Here is an 18608-nt window from a genome sequence, read left to right as displayed (position 1 = left end):
CCGACTCCCACCATGGTCTCCCGGACATGATCGTCCTCGAGGGCGCAGCCGCCCTTTCGCCGTTCCGCCGCGAACGTCTTGAATCCCGCCTGCAGTCCATCGCCGCCGATCTGCGCATCACCGGTGCCTGGCACGTCTATTTCACCCAGGCCGCCGATGCCGCGGCCGTCGACCAGGCCACCCTGGGCCGCATCCTGCAGGCCCAGCCGCACCCGGCCGAGGCGGCCGCGGGCACGGTCTCGCGTTACGTGGTGCCGCGCCTGGGCACGCTGTCGCCGTGGTCGAGCAAGGCCACCGAACTGGTGCGCGGCGCCGGCCTGGCGATCCAGCGCGTCGAGCGTGGTACCCGCATCGACCTGGCCGGCTGGCCGTCCGATCCGGCGCAGCAGGCGGCCGTGGCCCGGCTGCTGCACGACCCGATGACGCAGTCGCTGCTGGCCGACATCGCGCAGGCGCGGGCGCTGTTCGACAGCCCGGCGCGCAAGCCGCTGCAGCGCATCGCGCTGGCCGACCTGGAAGGCGCCAACAAGCGCCTGGGCCTGGCCCTGGCCGACGACGAGATCGAGTACCTGCGCCAGCGCTACGGCGAACTCGGCCGCGACCCGTCCGACGTCGAATTGATGATGTTCGCGCAGGCCAATTCCGAGCATTGCCGGCACAAGATCTTCAATGCCAGCTGGACCATCGACGGACAGGCGCAGGAGCGCTCGCTGTTCCGGATGATCAAGCACACCCACCAGCAGACCCCGCAGCACACGCTCAGCGCCTACAGCGACAACGCCGCGGTGATCGAGGGCGAGCCGGCCGCGCGCTACCGCCCGGACCCGGCCACCGGCCGCTACCGCAGCGAAGCGGTGGTGCCCAGTGCGTTCCAGATCAAGGTGGAGACGCACAACCACCCCACCGCGATCGCGCCGTTCCCGGGGGCCTCCACCGGCGCCGGCGGCGAGATCCGCGACGAGGGCGCGACCGGCCGCGGCGGCAAGCCCAAGGCCGGCCTGACCGGCTTCTCGGTCTCGCACCTGCGCATCCCGACCCTGCCGCAGCCGTGGGAGGCGCCGCGCGCGCTGAACCCGCGGATGGCGCCGGCGCTGGACATCATGCTCGACGGCCCGCTCGGCGGCGCCGCGTTCAACAACGAGTTCGGGCGCCCGAACCTGCTGGGCTACTTCCGCAGCTTCGAGCTGCCCGAGGACGGCATCACCCGCGCCTACGACAAGCCGATCATGCTGGCCGGCGGCCTGGGCGCGATCGACCGCGTGCAGGTGGACAAGCTGAAGCTGCAGGATGGCGACATCGTCATCGTGCTGGGCGGCCCGGCGATGCTGATCGGCCTGGGCGGCGGCGCCGCTTCGTCGGTGGCCTCGGGCGAGAGCGCCGAGGACCTGGACTTCGCCAGCGTGCAGCGCGACAACCCGGAAATGGAGCGCCGCTGCCAGGAAGTGATCGACCGCTGCGTGGCCATGGGCGCGGGCAACCCGATCAAGTTCTTCCATGACGTCGGCGCCGGTGGCCTGTCCAACGCCATTCCCGAACTGCTGCACGATTCCGGGGTCGGCGGCGTGATCGACCTGGGCAAGGTGCCGACCGACGATCCCTCGCTGTCGCCGCTGGAACTGTGGTGCAACGAGTCGCAGGAGCGCTACGTGCTGGGCATCCCGGCCGACCGCCTGGCCGAGTTCGCCGCGATCTGCGCGCGCGAGCGCTGCCCGTTCGCCGCGGTCGGCGTGGCCACCGCCGAGGAGCGGCTGGTGGTGGGGTATGGCGCAACGGTTGAAAGTGTCTATGGCAGCGCTGCCGCGACGGATACCCCCGGCCCGGCGCAGCGCGCCGGGCGTTCGGACGAGCCGCGCGGCAGTGCCGCTCACCCGATCGACCTGCCGATGGACGTGCTGTTCGGCAAGGCGCCGAAGATGCACCGCGACACCGCGCACCCGCCCGCGCCGCGCTGGCCGCAGCTGAAGACCGCCGGCATCGACCTGCACGACGCCGGCCTGCGGGTGCTGTCGCACCCGACCGTGGCGGCCAAGAACTTCCTGGTCACCATCGGCGACCGCAGCGTCGGCGGCCTGACCGCGCGCGAGCAGATGATCGGCCCGTGGCAGCTGCCGATGGCCGATGTCGCCATCACCCTGGCCGGGTTCGACACCTACGCCGGCGAGGCGATGGCGGTGGGCGAGCGCACCCCGCTGGCGCTGCTCAACGCCGCCGCGTCGGCGCGCATGGCGGTGGGCGAGGCGATCACCAACCTGTGTGCCGCGCCGCTGACCTCGCTGGACACGGTCAAGCTGTCGGCCAACTGGATGGCCGCCTGTGGCCACGACGGCGAGGACGCGCTGCTGTACGACGCGGTCCGCGCGGTGGGCATGGAACTGTGCCCGCAGCTGGACATCAGCATCCCGGTGGGCAAGGACTCGTTGTCGATGCAGGCGCAGTGGCAGGCCGATGGCCGCACCGAGAAGTCGGTGTCGCCGGTGTCGCTGGTGATCTCGGCGTTCGCGCCGGTGGTCGACGCGCGCCAGCAGCTGACCCCGCTGCTCGAGCGCGAGGGCGAAAGCGAGCTGTGGCTGATCGGGCTGGGCGCGGGCAAGCAGCGCCTGGGCGGCTCGATCCTGGCGCAGACCCAGGCCGACCACAGCGCCCTGCCGGCGTTCGCCGGTGAAGTGCCGGACCTGGACGACCCGCAGCGCCTGCGCGGCTTCTTCGAACTGATCCGCGATGCACGTGAAGCCGGGCTGCTGCTGGCCTACCACGACCGCAGCGATGGCGGCGCCTTCGCCGCACTGTGCGAGATGTCGTTCGCCTCGCGGCTGGGCCTGGACATCGTGCTCGATGCCTGGGGCGATGACCCGTTCCGCAGCCTGTTCAACGAGGAGCTCGGCGCGGTGGTGCAGATCGCCCGGGAAGACCGCGCCGCGTTCGCCGACCTGGTCGAACGGCATGCCCTGACCGAGTGCGCGCAGCGCATCGCGCGCCCGACCACCGCACCGGTGGTGCGCGTGCAGCTCGGCGGGCAGAGCCTGGCCGAATGGCGCTGGGAGGAACTGTTCGACGCCTGGTGGTCGGTGACCCACGCCATGCAGAAGCTGCGCGACAACCCCGAGGCGGCCGACCAGGAGCGCGCGGTCGCGCGCAGCTTCAACGCCCCCGGGCTGAAGCCGAAGCTGGCGTTCGACCCGGCCGAGGACGTCGCCGCGCCGTTCGTCGCCACCGGGGCGCGGCCGAAGGTGGCGATCCTGCGCGAGCAGGGCGTCAACGGCCAGATCGAAATGGCCAACATCTTCGAGCGCGCCGGCTTCGACGCGTTCGACGTGCACATGAGCGACCTGATCGAAGGCCGCGTGCGGCTGGCGGACTTCCGCGGCCTGGCCGCCTGCGGCGGCTTCAGCTATGGCGACGTGCTGGGCGCGGGCCGCGGCTGGGCCACCTCGATCCTGGAACGCCCGGCGTTGCGCGAAGCCTTTGCCGCGTTCTTCGCGCGCCCGGACACCTTTGCCCTGGGCGTTTGCAACGGCTGCCAGATGATCAGCCAGCTCAAGGCCATCATTCCCGGCGCGGAGCACTGGCCGACCTTCCTGCGCAACCGCAGCGAGCAGTTCGAGGCCCGCACCGCGCTGCTGGAGGTGGTGGAATCGCCGTCGATCCTGCTGCGCGGCATGGCCGGTTCGCGGCTGCCGGTGGCGGTGGCGCACGGCGAGGGCCGCGCCGCGTTCGACAGCGCGGTGGACCAGGCCGCGGTGGACGTGGCGCTGCGCTACGTCGATGGCGACGGCCGCGCGACCGAACAGTATCCGCTGAACCCGAACGGTTCGCCCGATGGCATCACCGGCCTGACCACCCGCGACGGCCGCGTCACCATCCTGATGCCGCACCCGGAACGCACCCCGCGCACGGTCAACCTGAGCTGGGCGCCGAAGGGCTGGGGCGAGGACGCGCCGTGGCTGCGCATGTTCCGCAACGCGCGGGTGTGGTGCGGCTGAGCGCGCCACGCCATCGCCGGGTCCGTGGCGACACGGGCCCGCGGCGACGCCGCGCCGGCACGCCTGCGGCCGCGGACCGGGCCCGGCGCCGCTGCCGTGCCTGGCACGGCGGATGCGCGCCGCGCTGCCGCGCCACGGCGTACGGGCAGCGGGTACGCGTCGCCACGGGCGACTGCTAGAGTTCGCGGCGTCAGCCTCAGGGGACCGCCGGTCGTGACCACTACCGCACCATCCACGCCACGCCGCACCGGGGACGCCGCGTGCCCTTGCCGGTGATCCTGTTGCCGGTGGGCGTGGACGACGTGGCGCTCGACGCCTGCCTGGCGGCGCTGGAAGCGGCGACACCGGCCGGTACCCCGGTCTGGTTGGCCGACGACGCGCAGGGGGGGCCGCGGGTGCAGGCGGTGATCGAACCGTGGCTGGCGCGTACCCGGTTGCAGGCGGAGTACACCCGGCGCCCGCGTTCGATCGGTGAATCGGCGCACCTGGAACAGATGCTGCAGGCCTGCGGCGATGCCGACGTGGCGGTGCTGGCGCCCGACGCCGTACCGCTGCCGGGCTGGCTGCAGCAGTTGTCCGACTGTCTGGCGCGCGATGCCTCCATCGCCACCGCCACGCCCTGGAGCAATGCCGGCGAGACCGTGGCCTGGCCGCGCGCCGGCGAACGCAATGCGCTGCCGGCCGATCCGGCGCGGCTGGCGCGCGCCTGCGCGTCGATGCCGCTGCTGCACCCGGAACTGCCCTCGGCGGTTACCCATGCGGTGCTCATACGCGGCAGCGCGCGGCGCCGCGCCGGTGGCCTGGATACGCAGAGCTGCGCCTCCTGGTACGCGGCGCTGGTGGACCTGAGCCTGCGCATGAGCGGGCTGGGCTGGCGCAACGTGCTGTGTGACAACGCCTTCGTCGGCCGCCGCGACGAGGGCCGCCCCGCCGACGGCGACATGGAAGTGCTGGGCAACCGCTGGCCGGCCTGGACCGCGCGCCTGGCCGGCTTCCTGATGGACGATCCGCTGCATGGCCATCGCCAGCACCTGCTGCAGTTGTGCGAGCAGGCGGCGCTCCCAGCGCGGCAGCCGGACCTGTTCGGCGACGGTGACGGCGACGGCGACGGCGACGGCCCGGGGTCGGAGGCGGCGTCGTGAGCGCAGCGATCGCGGTGGTGGTCGTCAGTTACCAGAGCGCGGCGACGCTGGACGAATGCCTGGCGCGGCTGCGCGCCGCGCATGGCGTGGCGCAGATCCGGGTGGTGGACAACGCCTCGGACGACGGTTCGCTCGGCATCGTCCAGCGCCATGCGCTGGCCGATCCGCGCGTGCGCTTCATCGCCAACCCCGACAACCCCGGCTTCGCCACCGCCTGCAACCAGGGCGCGCGCGACAGCGACGCGCCGTGGCTGGCGTTCGTCAATCCCGACCTGATGGTCGAGGCCGACACGCTGGCGCGGCTGCACGCGCTGGGCCTGCCGCTGGGCGACTGCCTGCTCGGGGTGGAACAGGTGGACGAGCAGGGCCGTGCGGACGCGGCGGTGCGGCGCCGCGATCCCGACTTCGCCGCGATGCTGCGCAACCCCGCGGCCGGCGCGCGGCTGGCGCTGGCCGCCGACCCGGCGCAACCGCTGCAGGTGGTGCCGGCGCTGTCCGGCGCGCTGCTGTTGATGCCGCGCGCGCTGTTCGAGCGCATCGGCGGCTGGGACGCCGGCTACCGGCTGCATGCCGAAGACCTGGACCTGTGCCGGCGCGCGCGCCAGGCCGGTGCGACGGTGGCCATCGCCAACGAACTGGCGGTGCTGCACGTGCGCGGCGTCTCCAGCCGCGCGCGGCCGTTCTTCGTCGAGTGGCACAAGCACCGCGGGCTGTGGCGCTATTTCCGCAAGTTCGAGGCGCCGCGCCGCGGCCTGCCGGTGCGCGCCGCGGTGTGGTGCGCGATCTGGGCGCATGCGGCCGCGCAGGTGCCGCGGCTGCTGCTGCGCCGCTGACGGCCCGCCGGCGCCAGCGCCCGGCATTCCCCCTGTTGTCCCGTGCCGCCTGCAAAGCCGCCGTCATTCCGGCGTGGTTCTCTTACGGTCGTGTGCTTTGCTGTGCGCATCTCCGGCAGTGCAACCGGTGCGGCGGTATGACCGCGGCGGCGGAAGCTTGCTGGGTGTTGGCTTGAATTGTGATCTAATTCACAATATTGGGTGATGTCCGATGGCGCAGGAGGCGGGATGCGGTGCGTAGGTGCGGTGCGGATGCGCAGGGGAATGGCCGGGTGAACCCGACGGAGTTGCTCGATGGGTATCGCGAACGTGCCTGTGCCCGGCAATGGCGGGGCTTCCTGCGGGCGATGGCCGCCGAATTCGACCAGGCGCTGCCGGAGGAGGAATCGGCGCGGCTGATGGCGCGTATCGGGCAGCGCTTTGCCGACGCCCATGCGCTGCCATCGGTGGCGACGGTCGAGGCCCTGCAGGCCGCGGTCAACGCGGTGTGGGCGGACTGCGAATGGGGGTGGGCGGCGTTCGAGGAGCGCCCCGACCAGCTGCGCATCGTACATGCGGCCTCGCCGCTGGCGGCGGCGCTGGGGGGCGGTCGCTGGCACCACGGCTTCCTGGAAGGCGCCTACCGGCACTGGCTGCGTGGCGCCGGCATGCTGGCGGTTCTCGACGTGCGCCACCTGGCCACCGGCAACCGCGACGTTTCGATCTTTGGCGTAGGGCGGGTGTTTTGACGATGCATGGGATGCGTTTGGCATGAGCAGCAGGCAACCGGCGGCGGCGCCGCCGTGCGATGACGATGTGGCGGGCCTGTTCATGAAGCTGGGTGACGGCAAGGGACGGCCGGAGTACCGGGAATTCCCCGAGGCCGCGCTGCCCGCCGCGACGACGCGGCCGGCTGCGCCGGCGGCCATGGAAACCGTGGCCGGCGCGCAACCCGCGCCTGCGGCCGAGCCGCCCGCCACGCCGGCGGACACGCCACTGTCGCAGTTGTTCCGCAGGCTGGCCGACGCCGGCGGGACGATTCCGGACGACAGCCCCCTGGTCCGCTTGCGCGGGCAATAGGAGTGGGGCACCGACGCCACGCAGGACCGCCGTGACAGGCGCTCCGACCGGCAAGGCCGCCCGCAGGGGCGGCACACAGGGGAAATCAATGAGACTTTCAATCAGGCCCGAGGGCTCGCAGGCCCTGACTCGCCTTGGCTTGGCCGCGCTGGTGCTGGTGGGCGTGCTGCTCATCGCCTTCGTCGTCACCGTGCCGCTGGACGTGACCCAGCAGCTGCTGTTCTCGCTGGCGGTGTTCGCCATCGGCCTGTGCCTGCGGCGCGCCCGCAACCGCACCGTGCCGCTGCTGCTGATGGGGCTGTCGCTGGTCATGTCCAGCCGCTACATGTGGTGGCGGCTGACCGAGACCATGGGCATGGGCAGCGTGGTCGACCTGACCCTGGGCTTCGGCCTGGTGATGGCCGAGGTCTACGCGTTCGTGGTGCTGGTGCTGGGCTACTTCCAGGTGGCCTGGCCACTGCACCGGCGTTCGCTGCCGCTGCCCGGGGACCAGTCGCTGTGGCCGACGGTGGATGTGTTCATTCCCACCTACAACGAACCGCTGTCGGTGGTGCGCACCACCGTGCTGGCGGCGACGGTGATGGACTGGCCGGCCGGCAAGTTGAAGATCCACCTGCTCGACGACGGCCGCCGCGAGGAATTCCGCGCGTTCTGCGAAGAGGTGGGGGTGAACTACGTCACCCGCACCAACAACAACCACGCCAAGGCCGGCAACATCAATGCGGCCTTGAAGAAGTCCGACGGCGAGTACGTCGCCATCTTCGACTGCGACCACGTGCCGACGCGCTCGTTCCTGCAGATGTCGATGGGCTGGTTCCTGCACGACGCGCGGCTGGCGGTGGTGCAGACGCCGCACTACTTCTTCTCCGCCGACCCATTCGAGCGCAACCTGGGCACCTTCGGCAAGGTGCCCAACGAGGGCGAGCTGTTCTACGGCCTGCTGCAGGACGGCAACGACGCCTGGAACGCGACCTTCTTCTGCGGCTCGTGCGCGGTGATCAAGCGCGCGCCGCTGGAAGAGGTGGGCGGGGTGGCGGTGGAGACGGTGACCGAGGACGCGCACACCGCCATCCGCCTGCACCGCGCCGGCTACCGCAGCGCCTACATCCCGGTGCCGCAGGCTGCCGGACTGGCGACCGAGAGCCTGTCGGCGCACGTCGGCCAGCGCACCCGCTGGGCGCGCGGCATGGCGCAGATCTTCCGCGTCGACAACCCGATGCTCGGCCGCGGCCTGAGCCTGGTGCAGCGCATCTGCTACACCAACGCGATGCTGCACTTCTTCTATGGGCTGCCGCGCATCATCTTCCTGACCGCGCCGCTGGCGTTCCTGTTCTTCGGCGCGCACGTGATCCATGCCTCGGCGCTGATGATCTTCGCTTATGCGCTGCCGCACCTGGCGCAGGCCAGCCTGACCAACCTGCGCATCCAGGGCGGGCACCGCCACCTGCTGTGGAACGAGGTCTACGAGACCGCGCTGGCCTGGTACATCCTGCGGCCGACGCTGATGGCGGTGATCAACCCGCGGCTGGGCAAGTTCAACGTCACCGCCAAGGGCGGCCTGGTCCACGCCAGCTATTTCGACGCGCAGATCGCCCGCCCGTACCTGTTCCTGCTGCTGCTCAACCTGGCCGGGGTGGTCGCCGGCATCGTCCGCCTGGTGATGGCCGACAGCAGCGGCGAGGTCAACACCATCTGGCTCAACCTGGGCTGGACCTTCTACAACATGGTCATGCTCGGCGCGGTCATCGCCACCTGCAGCGAGCAGCGCCAGATCCGCCGCGCACACCGCGTGCCGCTGGAAATGAAGGCGCTGCTGCACCTGCCCGACGGGCGCGCGCTGGCCTGCAGCACGGTCGATTTCTCCACCGGCGGCATGGCCATCCGCCTGGACGAGCCGCAGCCGGTGCAGCCCGATACGCCGGTGGAGATCGAACTGCGCCACCGCCAGCGCAGCCAGCGCCTGCCGGCCCTGGTACGCCACGACCGCGACGCGCAGGGGCTGAGCCTGCAGTTCGGCGCGCTGAGCATCGAGCAGGAACGCTGGCTGGTCGCTTCCACCTTCGCCCGCGCCGACATCTGGGTCTCGCTGTGGGGCCGGCACGAGCGCGACACCTTCCTGCGCTCGCTGTCCGACGTGCTCCGCGCCAGCCTGCGCGGCTTCCATCGCCTGGGCCGATTCGTCATCACGAGGGGGCGGCACGACGACGCTGCCCGGCCCGCCCCCGGAGAAACCGCATGAAGCACTGCCTGCACATTCCGCCGACCTCCCCCGTGCGTACGCGCGGCGCCTGGCTGGCCTTCACCCTGGCCCTGCTGGCCGGCGCCACCCATGCGCAGACTCCCGCCGCCGCGCCCGCGCCGCCGGGCCTGCAGCCGGAGATCGCCGCCGCCGCGCCCGTGCCGGGCGCGCTGCCGCTGCAGCGCAGCCGCGCCACGCTCAAGCAGCTGGGGCTGGACTATGAAGTGACGCTGCGTGGCGTGCAGGGCACGGCCGGCATCCCGTTCTCGATCCGCGCCGACCAGGTCGTCGACCACGCCGCGCTGCGCCTGAAGTACACCTATTCGCCGGCGCTGCTGCCGGACCTGTCGCACCTGCGCGTCACCGTCAACGACGTCACCGTGGCGACGCTGCCGGTGTCGGCCGAGGAGGCCGGGCGCCCGGTCGAGCGCGACGTCGCCATCGATCCGCGCCTGGTGACCGGCTACAACCGCATCAACCTGCAGCTGATCGGCCACTACACGCGCGAGTGCGAGGATCCGGACCACAGCAGCCTGTGGGCCAACATCGACAGCGCCAGCTACCTGGAACTGGGCTGGCTGCCGCTGCCGTTGAGCAACGACCTGGCGCTGCTGCCGGTGCCGTTCTTCGATGCGCGCGACACCCGCCGGCTGGAGCTGCCGTTCGTGTTCGCCGGGCAGCCGGGCAACGGCCAGCTGCAGGCCGCCGGCATCGTGTCGTCGTGGTTCGGGGCGCTGGCCGGCTACCGCGGCGCGCTGTTCCCGGTGTCCACCGGGGTGCTGCCGGCGCGCGGCAATGCGGTGGTCGTGGCGACGCCGCGCAACCTGCCGGCCGGGGTGGCGCCGGTCGAGGTGTCCGGTCCGACGCTGGCGGTGGCCAGCAACCCCAACGATGCCGCCGGCAAGCTGCTGCTGGTGCTGGGCCGCGACGATGCCGAACTGCGCGCGGCGGCCACCGCGCTGGCGCTGGGCGCACCGCTGTCCGGCGCCAGCGCGACCCTGCGCGAGGTCAAGGACGCCGCGCCGCGCAAGCCCTACGACGCGCCCAACTGGGTGCCCAGCGACCGCCCGGTGCGGTTCTCCGAGCTGGTCCGTAGCACCAGCGAGCTCAACGTGGTCGGTTACAACCCGGACCTGATCCGCATCGGCCTGCAGTTGCCGCCGGACCTGTTCGTGTGGCGCAAGGACGGTATCCCGGTGGACCTGCGCTACCGCTACACCCTGCCCGAAGGCGCGGACAAGTCGGTGCTCAACATCAGCATCAACGACGCCTTCGTCACCACCCTGCCGCTCAACGGCCGTCCGCTGGCGACCTCGGTACCGCGGCAGATGTGGCAGAAGCTGGGCGCGCGCGGCGCGATGCCGATCCGGCAGCCGCTGCTGCTGCCGACCGGGCCGTTGTCGGCCAGCAGCCAGCTGCGCTTCCATTTCTTCTTCGACCGCCCGCGCGCGGAGGAATGCAAGAACACCTTCCCGGACGTGTCGGCCGCGATCGACGACGCGTCCACCATCGACCTCAGCGGGTTCGCGCACTACATGGCGATGCCCAACCTGGCCGCCTTCGGCAACGCCGGCTTCCCGTTCACGCGCATGGCCGACCTGGCCGACAGCGCGCTGGTGATGCCGGACAACGCCAGCGGCGACGACGTGGCCAACGCGCTGGCGCTGCTCGGCCGCATGGGCGCCTCGACCGGCTATCCGGCGCTGCGCACGCGCGTCATCCAGGCGCGCCAGGTCGACGAACACGCCGACCAGGATCTGCTGGTGCTCGGTTCGCGCCGCAACCAGCCGCTGTTCGCGCGCTGGGCCGCGGCGATGCCGGTCGGCGACGCCGCGCAGGTCCGCCGCTTCGGCCTGTCCGACTGGCTGTTCGACAAGCTGCCGGCGTTCCTGTCGCCCGATGCGCGGCGTACCGACCTGCCGACCGTGGCCGAGGTCGGCGTGCGCCCGGTACCGGGCGACGTGCTGCTGCAGGGCTTCGAATCGCCGCTGCGCAAGGGCCGCAGCGTGGTGGCGCTGATGGCCGACGAACCGGCCCACGTCAACCGCCTGTTCGAGGCCTGGTTCGATCCCGAGCGCCTGCGCCAGTTCCAGGGCAGCGTGGTGCTGCTGCAGGGCGACAAGGTGCGCAGCCTGGCCGGCAACCAGACCTACTACGTCGGCGAGCTGCCGCCGCTGCTGGCGCTGCGCTGGTTCTTCGCCCATCACCCGCTGTGGATGGCGCTGGGCGTGGGCCTGGTGTGCCTGCTGCTGGCGATGCTGGCCGCCTGGCTGCTGCGGCGCCATGCGCGTGCGCGCCTGAAGGTGGCGGGCTGAGCATGGCGCCGGCTGCCGCGCGCATGCTGTCCCGGCGCGACCTGCTCGGGCTGATCGCCGCGGTCGCGGCGGTCGCGGCCTGCCCGCTGCGGGCGGCGACCGCCTGCGGCGTGGCGTGGCGCGACTGGCAGGGCTTCGTGCAGCGGCACCTGCAGGACGACGGGCGGGTCATCGATTTCTCCCACCCGGACCAGCGCAGCACCTCCGAGTCGCAGTCCTATGCGCTGTTCTTCGCGCTGGTGGACAACAACCCGGTGCTGTTCGACCGCATCCTGGCCTGGACCCGCCGCCACCTGTGCGGCGGACGCCCGGACCTCAACCTGCCGGCGTGGCTGTGGGGGCGCGCCGCTGACGGGCAGTGGCGCGTGCTCGACGCCAATACCGCGTCCGATGGCGAGCTGTGGATCGCCTATGCGCTGCTCGAGGCCGGGCGCCTGTGGAACCGCCCCGGGCTGGCCCAGGCCGGCCGCCAGGTGCTGGCGCTGATGCGCACGGCCGAGGTGGTCGAGCTGCCGGGCTTCGGGCCGATGCTGCTGCCCGGCAACCGCGGCTTCGTGCAGCGCGACCGCTGGCTGCTCAATCCCAGCTACCTGCCGCTGTTCGTGCTGCGCCGGTTCGCGATGGTCGACCCGCGCGGCCCGTGGGCGCGGCTGGCCGAGCGCAGCGTGGCGCTGCTGCGCGCGGCAGCGCCGGTCGGCTTCGCGCCGGACTGGATCGCCTGGAACGGCGAGGCCTTCGTGACCGATCCGGGCAAAGGCGCGGTCGGCAGCTACGACGCCATCCGCTGTTACCTGTGGGCCGGCATGACCGACCCCGGCGAACCGCTGCGGCGGCGCCTGCTCGACGCCCTGCCGGGCCCGGCCCGGCTGCTGCGCGCGCGCGGCGGCTTCGCCGAAAAGATCCAGACCCGCAGCGGTTCCGCCGACGGCGCCGCGCCGGCCGGCTTCTGCGCCGCGCTGCTGCCGTACCTGTCGGCGCTGGGCCAGAGCGCCATGGCGAATGCGCAGGCCAGCCGCATTCCCGCGCCAGGCCCCGCCGCCGACGCCCTTGGCTACTACGACCGCGCCCTGGTGTTGTTCGGGCGCGGCTGGATGGACCGCCGTTTCCGTTTCGCTGCCGACGGGCGCCTGCTGCCCGCGTGGAGTACGACATGTTCCGCAAAAACCTGAAACCGCTGTACCTGCTCGGCCTGTGCGTACTGACCGCGCCGGCCTGGAGCCAGAATGCCGCCTCCACCCGGCAGCTGGTCAACCAGGGCAACTACTGGCTCGACCAGGGCCGCGAGGACCTGGCCGCCGATGCCTGGCGCAAGCTGCTGGCGGCCGACCCGGCGCAGCCCGACGCGCTGCTCGGGCTGGGCCTGATCGACCTCAACCAGGGGCGTCGCGCGGAAGCACAGCGGCGCCTGCAGCAACTGCAGTCGCGGCATCCGTCGGCGGCGCAGACCGCGCGGCTGCGTGCGGCGCTGGCGGGCGGCGGCAGCGCCGCCGGCGGTTCGCTGCAGGCCGCGCGCAGCGCGGCGGCGGCCGGTCGTTATGCCGAAGCGGTCAAGGCCTATGACGAGGCCTTCGGCGCCGGTGGGCCGCCGGACACGCTCGCGCTGGAGTACTACCAGGTGCTGGCCGGCACCCAGGACGGCTGGACGCGGGCGCGCGACGGCCTGCGCCGGCGGGTCGCCGCCGAGCCCGACAACGCTGCCGCCGCGCTGGCCCTGGCGCAGGTGCTGACCTACCGCGAGCCGGGCCGGCGCGAGGGCATCGCCCAGCTCAGGACGCTCAGCCAGCGCCCGGATACCGCCGGGCCGGCACGCAGCGCCTGGCGCCAGGCGCTGCTGTGGCTCAACGCCACCCGGGCCGACGCGCCGCTGTTCCAGGCGTTCCTGGAGCTGCAGCCGGACGACCGCGAGATCGCCGCGCGCCAGGCCCAGCTGCGCGACCAGGCGGTGCGTGCCGAGCCCGCGCCGGACCCGAACCAGCGGCTGCTGGGCGAGGGCTTCCGCGCCCTGCAGGGCGGCACCCTGGACGTCGCCGAGGCGCGCTTCGCGCAGGTGCTGCGGGCGCAGCCGAAGAACACCGAGGCGATGGGCGGGCTGGGCTCGGTGCGGCTGCGCCAGGAGCGGTTCGGCGAAGCCGCCGAACTGTTGCGCCCGGCGGCCGCGGCCAATGGCAAATGGCGCGGTGCGGCCAACGCGGCGCGCTACTGGCAGACCCTGCAGGAAGTGCGGCGGCAGCCGGGAACCGACGCGGCGGCGAAGGTCCGCGAAGCCATCGCGCTGCAGCCTTCCGAACCCACCGGGTACGTCCTGCTGGGCGACCTGCTGGGCGCCGGTGATGCCGCCGCGGCCGAGACGAGCTACCGCAAGGCACTGGAACTGGATGCCGGCAACGCCGGCGCGCTGCAGGGGCTGGGCACGCTGCTCGGCCGGCTGGGCCGTGCCGACGAAGCCGCCGCCGTGTTCGAGCGGCTCACCCCCGAGCAGCAGGAACGTGCCGGCGGTGCCGCGGTGCTGCGTGCCACCCTGGCGCGCGCACGCGCGCAGCAGGCGATCGCCTCGGGCAGCCTGGAAATGGCGCAGATCGAACTGGAGGACGCGGTGCTGCAGCAGCCACGCGATCCCTGGCTGCGGCTGGAACTGGCGCGTCTTTACCAGCGCCTGGGCCGCCCGGACCAGGCCGACGGCATCATGGCCGGCCTGCGCGCGCAGGACGCGGATGCGCCGCAGTCGCTGTTCGCGCAGGCGTTGTTCGCCCGCGAACGCAACGACTGGAATGGTGCCTGGGCGCTGCTCGAGCGCATCCCCGCGGCAGCGCGCGATGCCGAGATGCGCGCGTTGCACGACACCGTCTGGGTGCAGCTGCAGGCCGCGCAGGCGCGCACCCTGATGCAGGGCAACCGCGTCGGCGAGGCGCAGCTGCTGCTGGCCCGCGCCGAGTCGGCGCTGGGCGAACGCATCGACCAGCCCGGCATCGCCGCCGCCCTGGCCGGCGCCTACGCCGACATCGGCAGCCAGCAGCGCGCGCTGGCGCTGGCGCAGCGGCTGATGCAGGGCAACCCGGACGTGGACAACCGCCTGCAGTACGGCGAGGTGCTGCTGCGCGCGCGCCAGGACGCCGAGCTGGCGGCCCTGCTGCGGCAGCTGGGCGATGCCAGCCTGGACCCGGCGCAACGCAGGCGCCTGCAGGCCCTGCGCAGCGGCTACGTGCTGCGCCAGGTCGATGCGCTGCGCGAGCTCGGCAACCTGGAGGGCGCCTACGACGTGCTGGCGCCGGTGTTGGCGCAGCAGCCGCAGGATCCGCAGACCATCGCCGCGCTGGCGCGCCTGTACGCCGCCGCCGACGACCACGGCCAGGCGCTGGCGCTGTACCAGCAGTTGCTGCAGCTGGCGCCGGGCGACGTCGATGCGATGCTGGCCGCGGCCGGCAGTGCCGCGGCAATGCGCGACCTCGGCACCGCCGAGCACTACCTGGAACAGGCGCTGGCACGCGCGCCGCAATCGCCGGAGGTGCTGGCCGCGGCCGGCCGGGTCTACCGTGCGGCCGGCAAGAACCGCCGCGCCGAGAGCTACTTCAAGGCCGCCATCGCCGCCGCCGCGCGCGGCGCGGGGCAGCCGGACAACGGTTATCCGCACGCCAGCACCGCGCTGGCCGGCGCCGGCGGCGCCTTCAATCCCTTCGCCGGGATCACCCGCGGCAACACCCGGCCGGCCGCGCTGCGCGCCGATCCGGCGCCGCTGCCGGCCAGCGTCGCCGCGCTTGCCGCCACGCCGCCGGCCACCGCCATGCTGCCGCCCGCGCAGGTCGACGCCGACGGCCTGCCGGCCCCGGTGCTGGCAACGTCCGCCATGCCCGCGGTGCCCGCCGCGGCCATCCCGGCGCCGCGTCGTGGCGCGGGCCCGGCCGCGCCGGCCGGCATGTCGCCGGCCCCGGTCCGCGGGGTGATCGACGAACTGCGCGAACTGCGCGCCGACAGCAGCAGTGCGCTGGCCGCCGGCGCCGCCTACCGCAACCGCGACGGCGAAGCCGGGCTGGGCCAGCTGGCCGACCTGCAGGTGCCGCTGCAGGCCCGTTTCGGCGTCGGCGACGGCAAGCTGCAGGTGGCGGTGACGCCGACGGTGCTGGACGCCGGCCGGGTCGACGACGGCTATGCCTCGGCCAGCCGCTTCGGCGCCGGCCCGCAGCTGGCGTTGTCCGGGGCCCTGGCCGCCGACCGCGCCCCGGTCGACGACCTGGTCGGTTCGTCGCTGTACCAGGCGCTGCTGACCAACGGCGCCACCACCGCGACCCGCAACCTGATCTACGAACGTGCGCTGGACAGCGGCCGCTACCAGGAGCTGTTCAACCAGACCGACGCCACCCTCACCGCGGCCGAACGCCGCAAGGCCACGCTGGAGCTGCTGTACGCCGATCCGCTGCCGGACTACATGCTGGGCCGCGACCTCGGCAACACCCCGATCGCCGATATCGCCCGGCAGGTGCTGGGCAGCACCGCGCTGCTGCGCGGGCTCAGTGCCGCCGAGCAGGCGCAGCTCAAGGCACTGGCCGGTGGCAGCAGCGCCGCGCAGACGCCGCTGGCGTTCCAGGACACGCTGTATGCGATGGTGGCCAACGCCGCCGGCGCGCGCCGGCTGGGTTCGCAGGACGCCAGTGGCGCCGGGCTGTCGGTGGGCTTCGAACAGGGCGGCTTCCACGTCGATGTCGGCACCACCCCGCTGGGCTTCGGCGAAACCGGCATCGTCGGCGGGGTCGGCTACCGCGGCCGCGTCGGCGATACCCTGACCTGGTCGGGCGAGGCCTCGCGGCGCGCGGTGACCGACAGCCTGCTGTCCTTCGCCGGCGTCAGCGACGCCCGCAACGGCCTGCAATGGGGCGGCGTGACCGCGACCGGCGCGCGCATGGCCGCGACCGTGGACAACGGCCTGCTCGGCGGCTACGCCAGCCTGGCATGGCACCGCCTGCAGGGCACCCACGTGGCCGGCAACGACCGCCAGGAACTGGGCGCCGGCGTCTACGTGCACGCACTGGAAACGGCGAACCAGTCGCTGACCGCGGGCCTGAACCTGACCGCGATGCAGTACGACCGCAACCTCAGCGGCTTCACCTACGGCCATGGCGGCTACTTCAGCCCGCAGCGCTACGTGGACGTGGGTGTGCCGCTGCACTGGAACGGGCGCAGCGCCGCGCAGCGGCTGGCCTGGCAGGTCGACGCCAGCGTCGGCGTGCAGAGCTTCAAGGAAGATCCGGCGGACTATTTCCCGCTGGACCCGGCGATGCAGCAGGCGGCCTACGACGCCGCGTCGCTGGCCGCGCTGCTGGGCCTGACCCCGCGCTATGTCGAACCGGTCTACAGCGGCCAGACCAAGACCGGGGTGTCCTACAACCTGAGCGCGGCAGCCGAATGGCAGTTGTCCACCCAGCTGTTCCTGGGCGGGCGCATGGAGTTCAACAACGCCCGCGACTACCGCCAGTTCGGCACCAACGTGTACCTGCGCTTCCTGCTCGACCGCCTGGGCGCGGGCCTGGGCCGGCAGCCGCAGCCGCTGCGCTCGCCCTACGCCGCGGACGAATGACCGCTGCCCGCGTGCCCGGCCCCGGCCGGGCCCGCGGCCCGCGGGGCAGGGGAGGCCGCGGCGGCGGCGGCCCCCGGGCCGGGACCGGAGGCGGCGCATAATGCGCGCATGATCATCCAGTCCCTGCTCGATACCGACCTCTACAAGTTCACGATGATGCAGGCGGTGCTGCACCAGCACCCCGGGGCCATCGTCCAGTACCGTTTCAAGTGCCGCACCCCCGGCATCGACCTGGCCCGCCACCTGGACCAGATCAACGCCGAGATCGACCACCTGTGCAGCCTGCGCTTCGCCGCCGACGAGGTGGACTACATGCGCCAGCTGCGCTTCGTGAAGCCGGATTTCGCCGATTTCCTCGGCCTGTTCCACCTGGACCGCAAGTACATCGACCTGCGCGCCTCGGCCAGCGTGCCCGGCGAGATCGAGCTGGACATCACCGGCCCGTGGCTGCACACCATCCTGTTCGAGGTGCCGCTGCTGGCGATCATCAACGAGGTCTGGTTCCGTAATACCAGCACCCCGGATTTCGCCGAGGGCGAGTGCCGCCTGCGCGCCAAGACCGCGCTGCTGCGCGATACCCCGGGCTTCGGCAACTGCCGCATCGCCGACTACGGTACCCGCCGCCGTTACTCGCGCGACTGGCACGCGCACATGCTGCCGCTGCTGCGCGATGCGCTGGGTGCCCAGTACGTGGGCACCAGCAACGTGTATTTCGCCCGCCGCTACGGCATGACCCCGCACGGCACGATGGCGCACGAGTACCTGCAGGCGTTCCAGGCGCTGGGCCCGCGGCTGCGCGACTCGCAGGTGGCCGCGCTGGAATCGTGGGCCCGCGAATACCGCGGCGATCTCGGCATCGCGCTGTCCGACGTGGTCGGGCTGGACGCCTTCCTGCGCGATTTCGACATGTATTTCTGCAAGCTGTTCGACGGCGTGCGCCACGACTCGGGCGACCCGTTCGCATGGGGCGACCGCATGCTGGCGCACTTCAAGGCCAACCGCGCCGATCCCTCCAGCAAGATCCTGGTGTTCAGCGATGGCCTGAACATCGAGAAGGTGATGCGGCTGTACGACTACTTCCGCGACCGCTGCCAGGTGGCCTTCGGCGTGGGTACCCACCTGACCAACGACCTGGGGCCGACCCCGCTGAACATCGTCATCAAGATGGTCCGCTGCAACGGTCAACCGGTGGCCAAGCTCAGCGATTCGCCGGGCAAGAGCATGTGCGATGACCCGGGGTACCTGGCCTATCTGCGGCAGGTGTTCGGCCTGCCCCCGGCGCCCTGAGAACCGCAGCGGCGCGGGGCCCGGCGGCCCTGCGGGGGCATGCGCGGCCGGTGCGCGTGAGGCCGGCCGTGAGCGAGTGACATTGAGCCGGCGGCCCGCACGGGGTTAATGTGACAACGGTCAAGGATTCCCGCGAGGGATGGGGGACGCGGCGCGGCGACCTGCAAACTGGCCGCTGACTGGGAAA

The 18608-nt window shown here is 72.5% G+C and carries 10 protein-coding genes; all 10 read left to right on the top strand.

Annotated elements, in window-relative coordinates:
- The first annotated feature begins 26 nt into the window (after positions 1-26).
- Positions 27-3980 (top strand): phosphoribosylformylglycinamidine synthase, encoded by a 3954-nt coding sequence (gene purL / locus MKP15_RS15190; protein ID WP_240213279.1) that lies wholly within the window; start codon positions 27-29, stop codon positions 3978-3980.
- A 260-nt stretch (positions 3981-4240) separates the two neighbouring features.
- Complete coding sequence (locus MKP15_RS15185) at positions 4241-5122, top strand: glycosyltransferase (protein WP_240213278.1); 882 nt, start codon at positions 4241-4243, stop codon at positions 5120-5122.
- A complete protein-coding gene (locus MKP15_RS15180) occupies positions 5119-5955 on the top strand; it encodes a glycosyltransferase family 2 protein (RefSeq protein WP_240213277.1) in 837 nt (278 codons plus the stop codon). The genes MKP15_RS15185 and MKP15_RS15180 overlap by 4 nt, the downstream gene beginning before the upstream one ends.
- Before the next feature lie 347 nt (positions 5956-6302).
- Entirely contained in the window at positions 6303-6683 is a 381-nt protein-coding gene (gene bcsD / locus MKP15_RS15175; protein WP_240213289.1) for a cellulose biosynthesis protein BcsD, read from the top strand.
- An 82-nt stretch (positions 6684-6765) separates the two neighbouring features.
- On the top strand, positions 6766-7014 hold the full coding sequence (locus MKP15_RS15170; protein WP_240213276.1) for a hypothetical protein: 249 nt from the start codon (positions 6766-6768) through the stop codon (positions 7012-7014).
- A gap of 88 nt (positions 7015-7102) precedes the next feature.
- Entirely contained in the window at positions 7103-9253 is a 2151-nt protein-coding gene (gene bcsA, locus MKP15_RS15165) for a UDP-forming cellulose synthase catalytic subunit (protein WP_240213275.1), read from the top strand.
- Positions 9250-11568 (top strand): cellulose biosynthesis cyclic di-GMP-binding regulatory protein BcsB, encoded by a 2319-nt coding sequence (bcsB, locus tag MKP15_RS15160; RefSeq protein ID WP_240213274.1) that lies wholly within the window; start codon positions 9250-9252, stop codon positions 11566-11568. The genes bcsA and bcsB overlap by 4 nt, the downstream gene beginning before the upstream one ends.
- Before the next feature lie 2 nt (positions 11569-11570).
- On the top strand, positions 11571-12737 hold the full coding sequence (gene bcsZ, locus MKP15_RS15155; protein WP_240213273.1) for a cellulose synthase complex periplasmic endoglucanase BcsZ: 1167 nt from the start codon (positions 11571-11573) through the stop codon (positions 12735-12737).
- Positions 12719-17134, top strand: a complete 4416-nt coding sequence (locus MKP15_RS15150) for a cellulose biosynthesis protein BcsC (protein WP_240213272.1) — start codon at positions 12719-12721, stop codon at positions 17132-17134. The genes bcsZ and MKP15_RS15150 overlap by 19 nt, the downstream gene beginning before the upstream one ends.
- A gap of 108 nt (positions 17135-17242) precedes the next feature.
- Positions 17243-18421 (top strand): nicotinate phosphoribosyltransferase, encoded by a 1179-nt coding sequence (gene pncB / locus MKP15_RS15145; RefSeq protein ID WP_240213271.1) that lies wholly within the window; start codon positions 17243-17245, stop codon positions 18419-18421.
- Positions 18422-18608: the final 187 nt, after the last annotated feature.

This window comes from Stenotrophomonas sp. Y6, assembly GCF_022436665.1.
Classification (GTDB): Bacteria; Pseudomonadota; Gammaproteobacteria; order Xanthomonadales; family Xanthomonadaceae; genus Stenotrophomonas; species Stenotrophomonas acidaminiphila_A.
The sequence above is the reverse complement of the archived record's forward strand: the minus strand, read 5'-3'. Positions and strand labels throughout refer to the sequence as shown.

What these genes read in the sequence shown, in the direction of transcription:
- bcsA (WP_240213275.1), top strand. Translation starts at nt 7,103, where the DNA reads ATGAGACTTTCAATCAGGCCCGAGGGCTCGCAGGCCCTGACTCGCCTT.
- MKP15_RS15150 (WP_240213272.1), top strand. Translation starts at nt 12,719, where the DNA reads ATGTTCCGCAAAAACCTGAAACCGCTGTACCTGCTCGGCCTGTGCGTA.
- pncB (WP_240213271.1), top strand. Translation starts at nt 17,243, where the DNA reads ATGATCATCCAGTCCCTGCTCGATACCGACCTCTACAAGTTCACGATG.
- purL (WP_240213279.1), top strand. Translation starts at nt 27, where the DNA reads ATGATCGTCCTCGAGGGCGCAGCCGCCCTTTCGCCGTTCCGCCGCGAA.
- MKP15_RS15170 (WP_240213276.1), top strand. Translation starts at nt 6,766, where the DNA reads ATGAAGCTGGGTGACGGCAAGGGACGGCCGGAGTACCGGGAATTCCCC.
- bcsD (WP_240213289.1), top strand. Translation starts at nt 6,303, where the DNA reads ATGGCCGCCGAATTCGACCAGGCGCTGCCGGAGGAGGAATCGGCGCGG.
- bcsB (WP_240213274.1), top strand. Translation starts at nt 9,250, where the DNA reads ATGAAGCACTGCCTGCACATTCCGCCGACCTCCCCCGTGCGTACGCGC.
- bcsZ (WP_240213273.1), top strand. Translation starts at nt 11,571, where the DNA reads ATGGCGCCGGCTGCCGCGCGCATGCTGTCCCGGCGCGACCTGCTCGGG.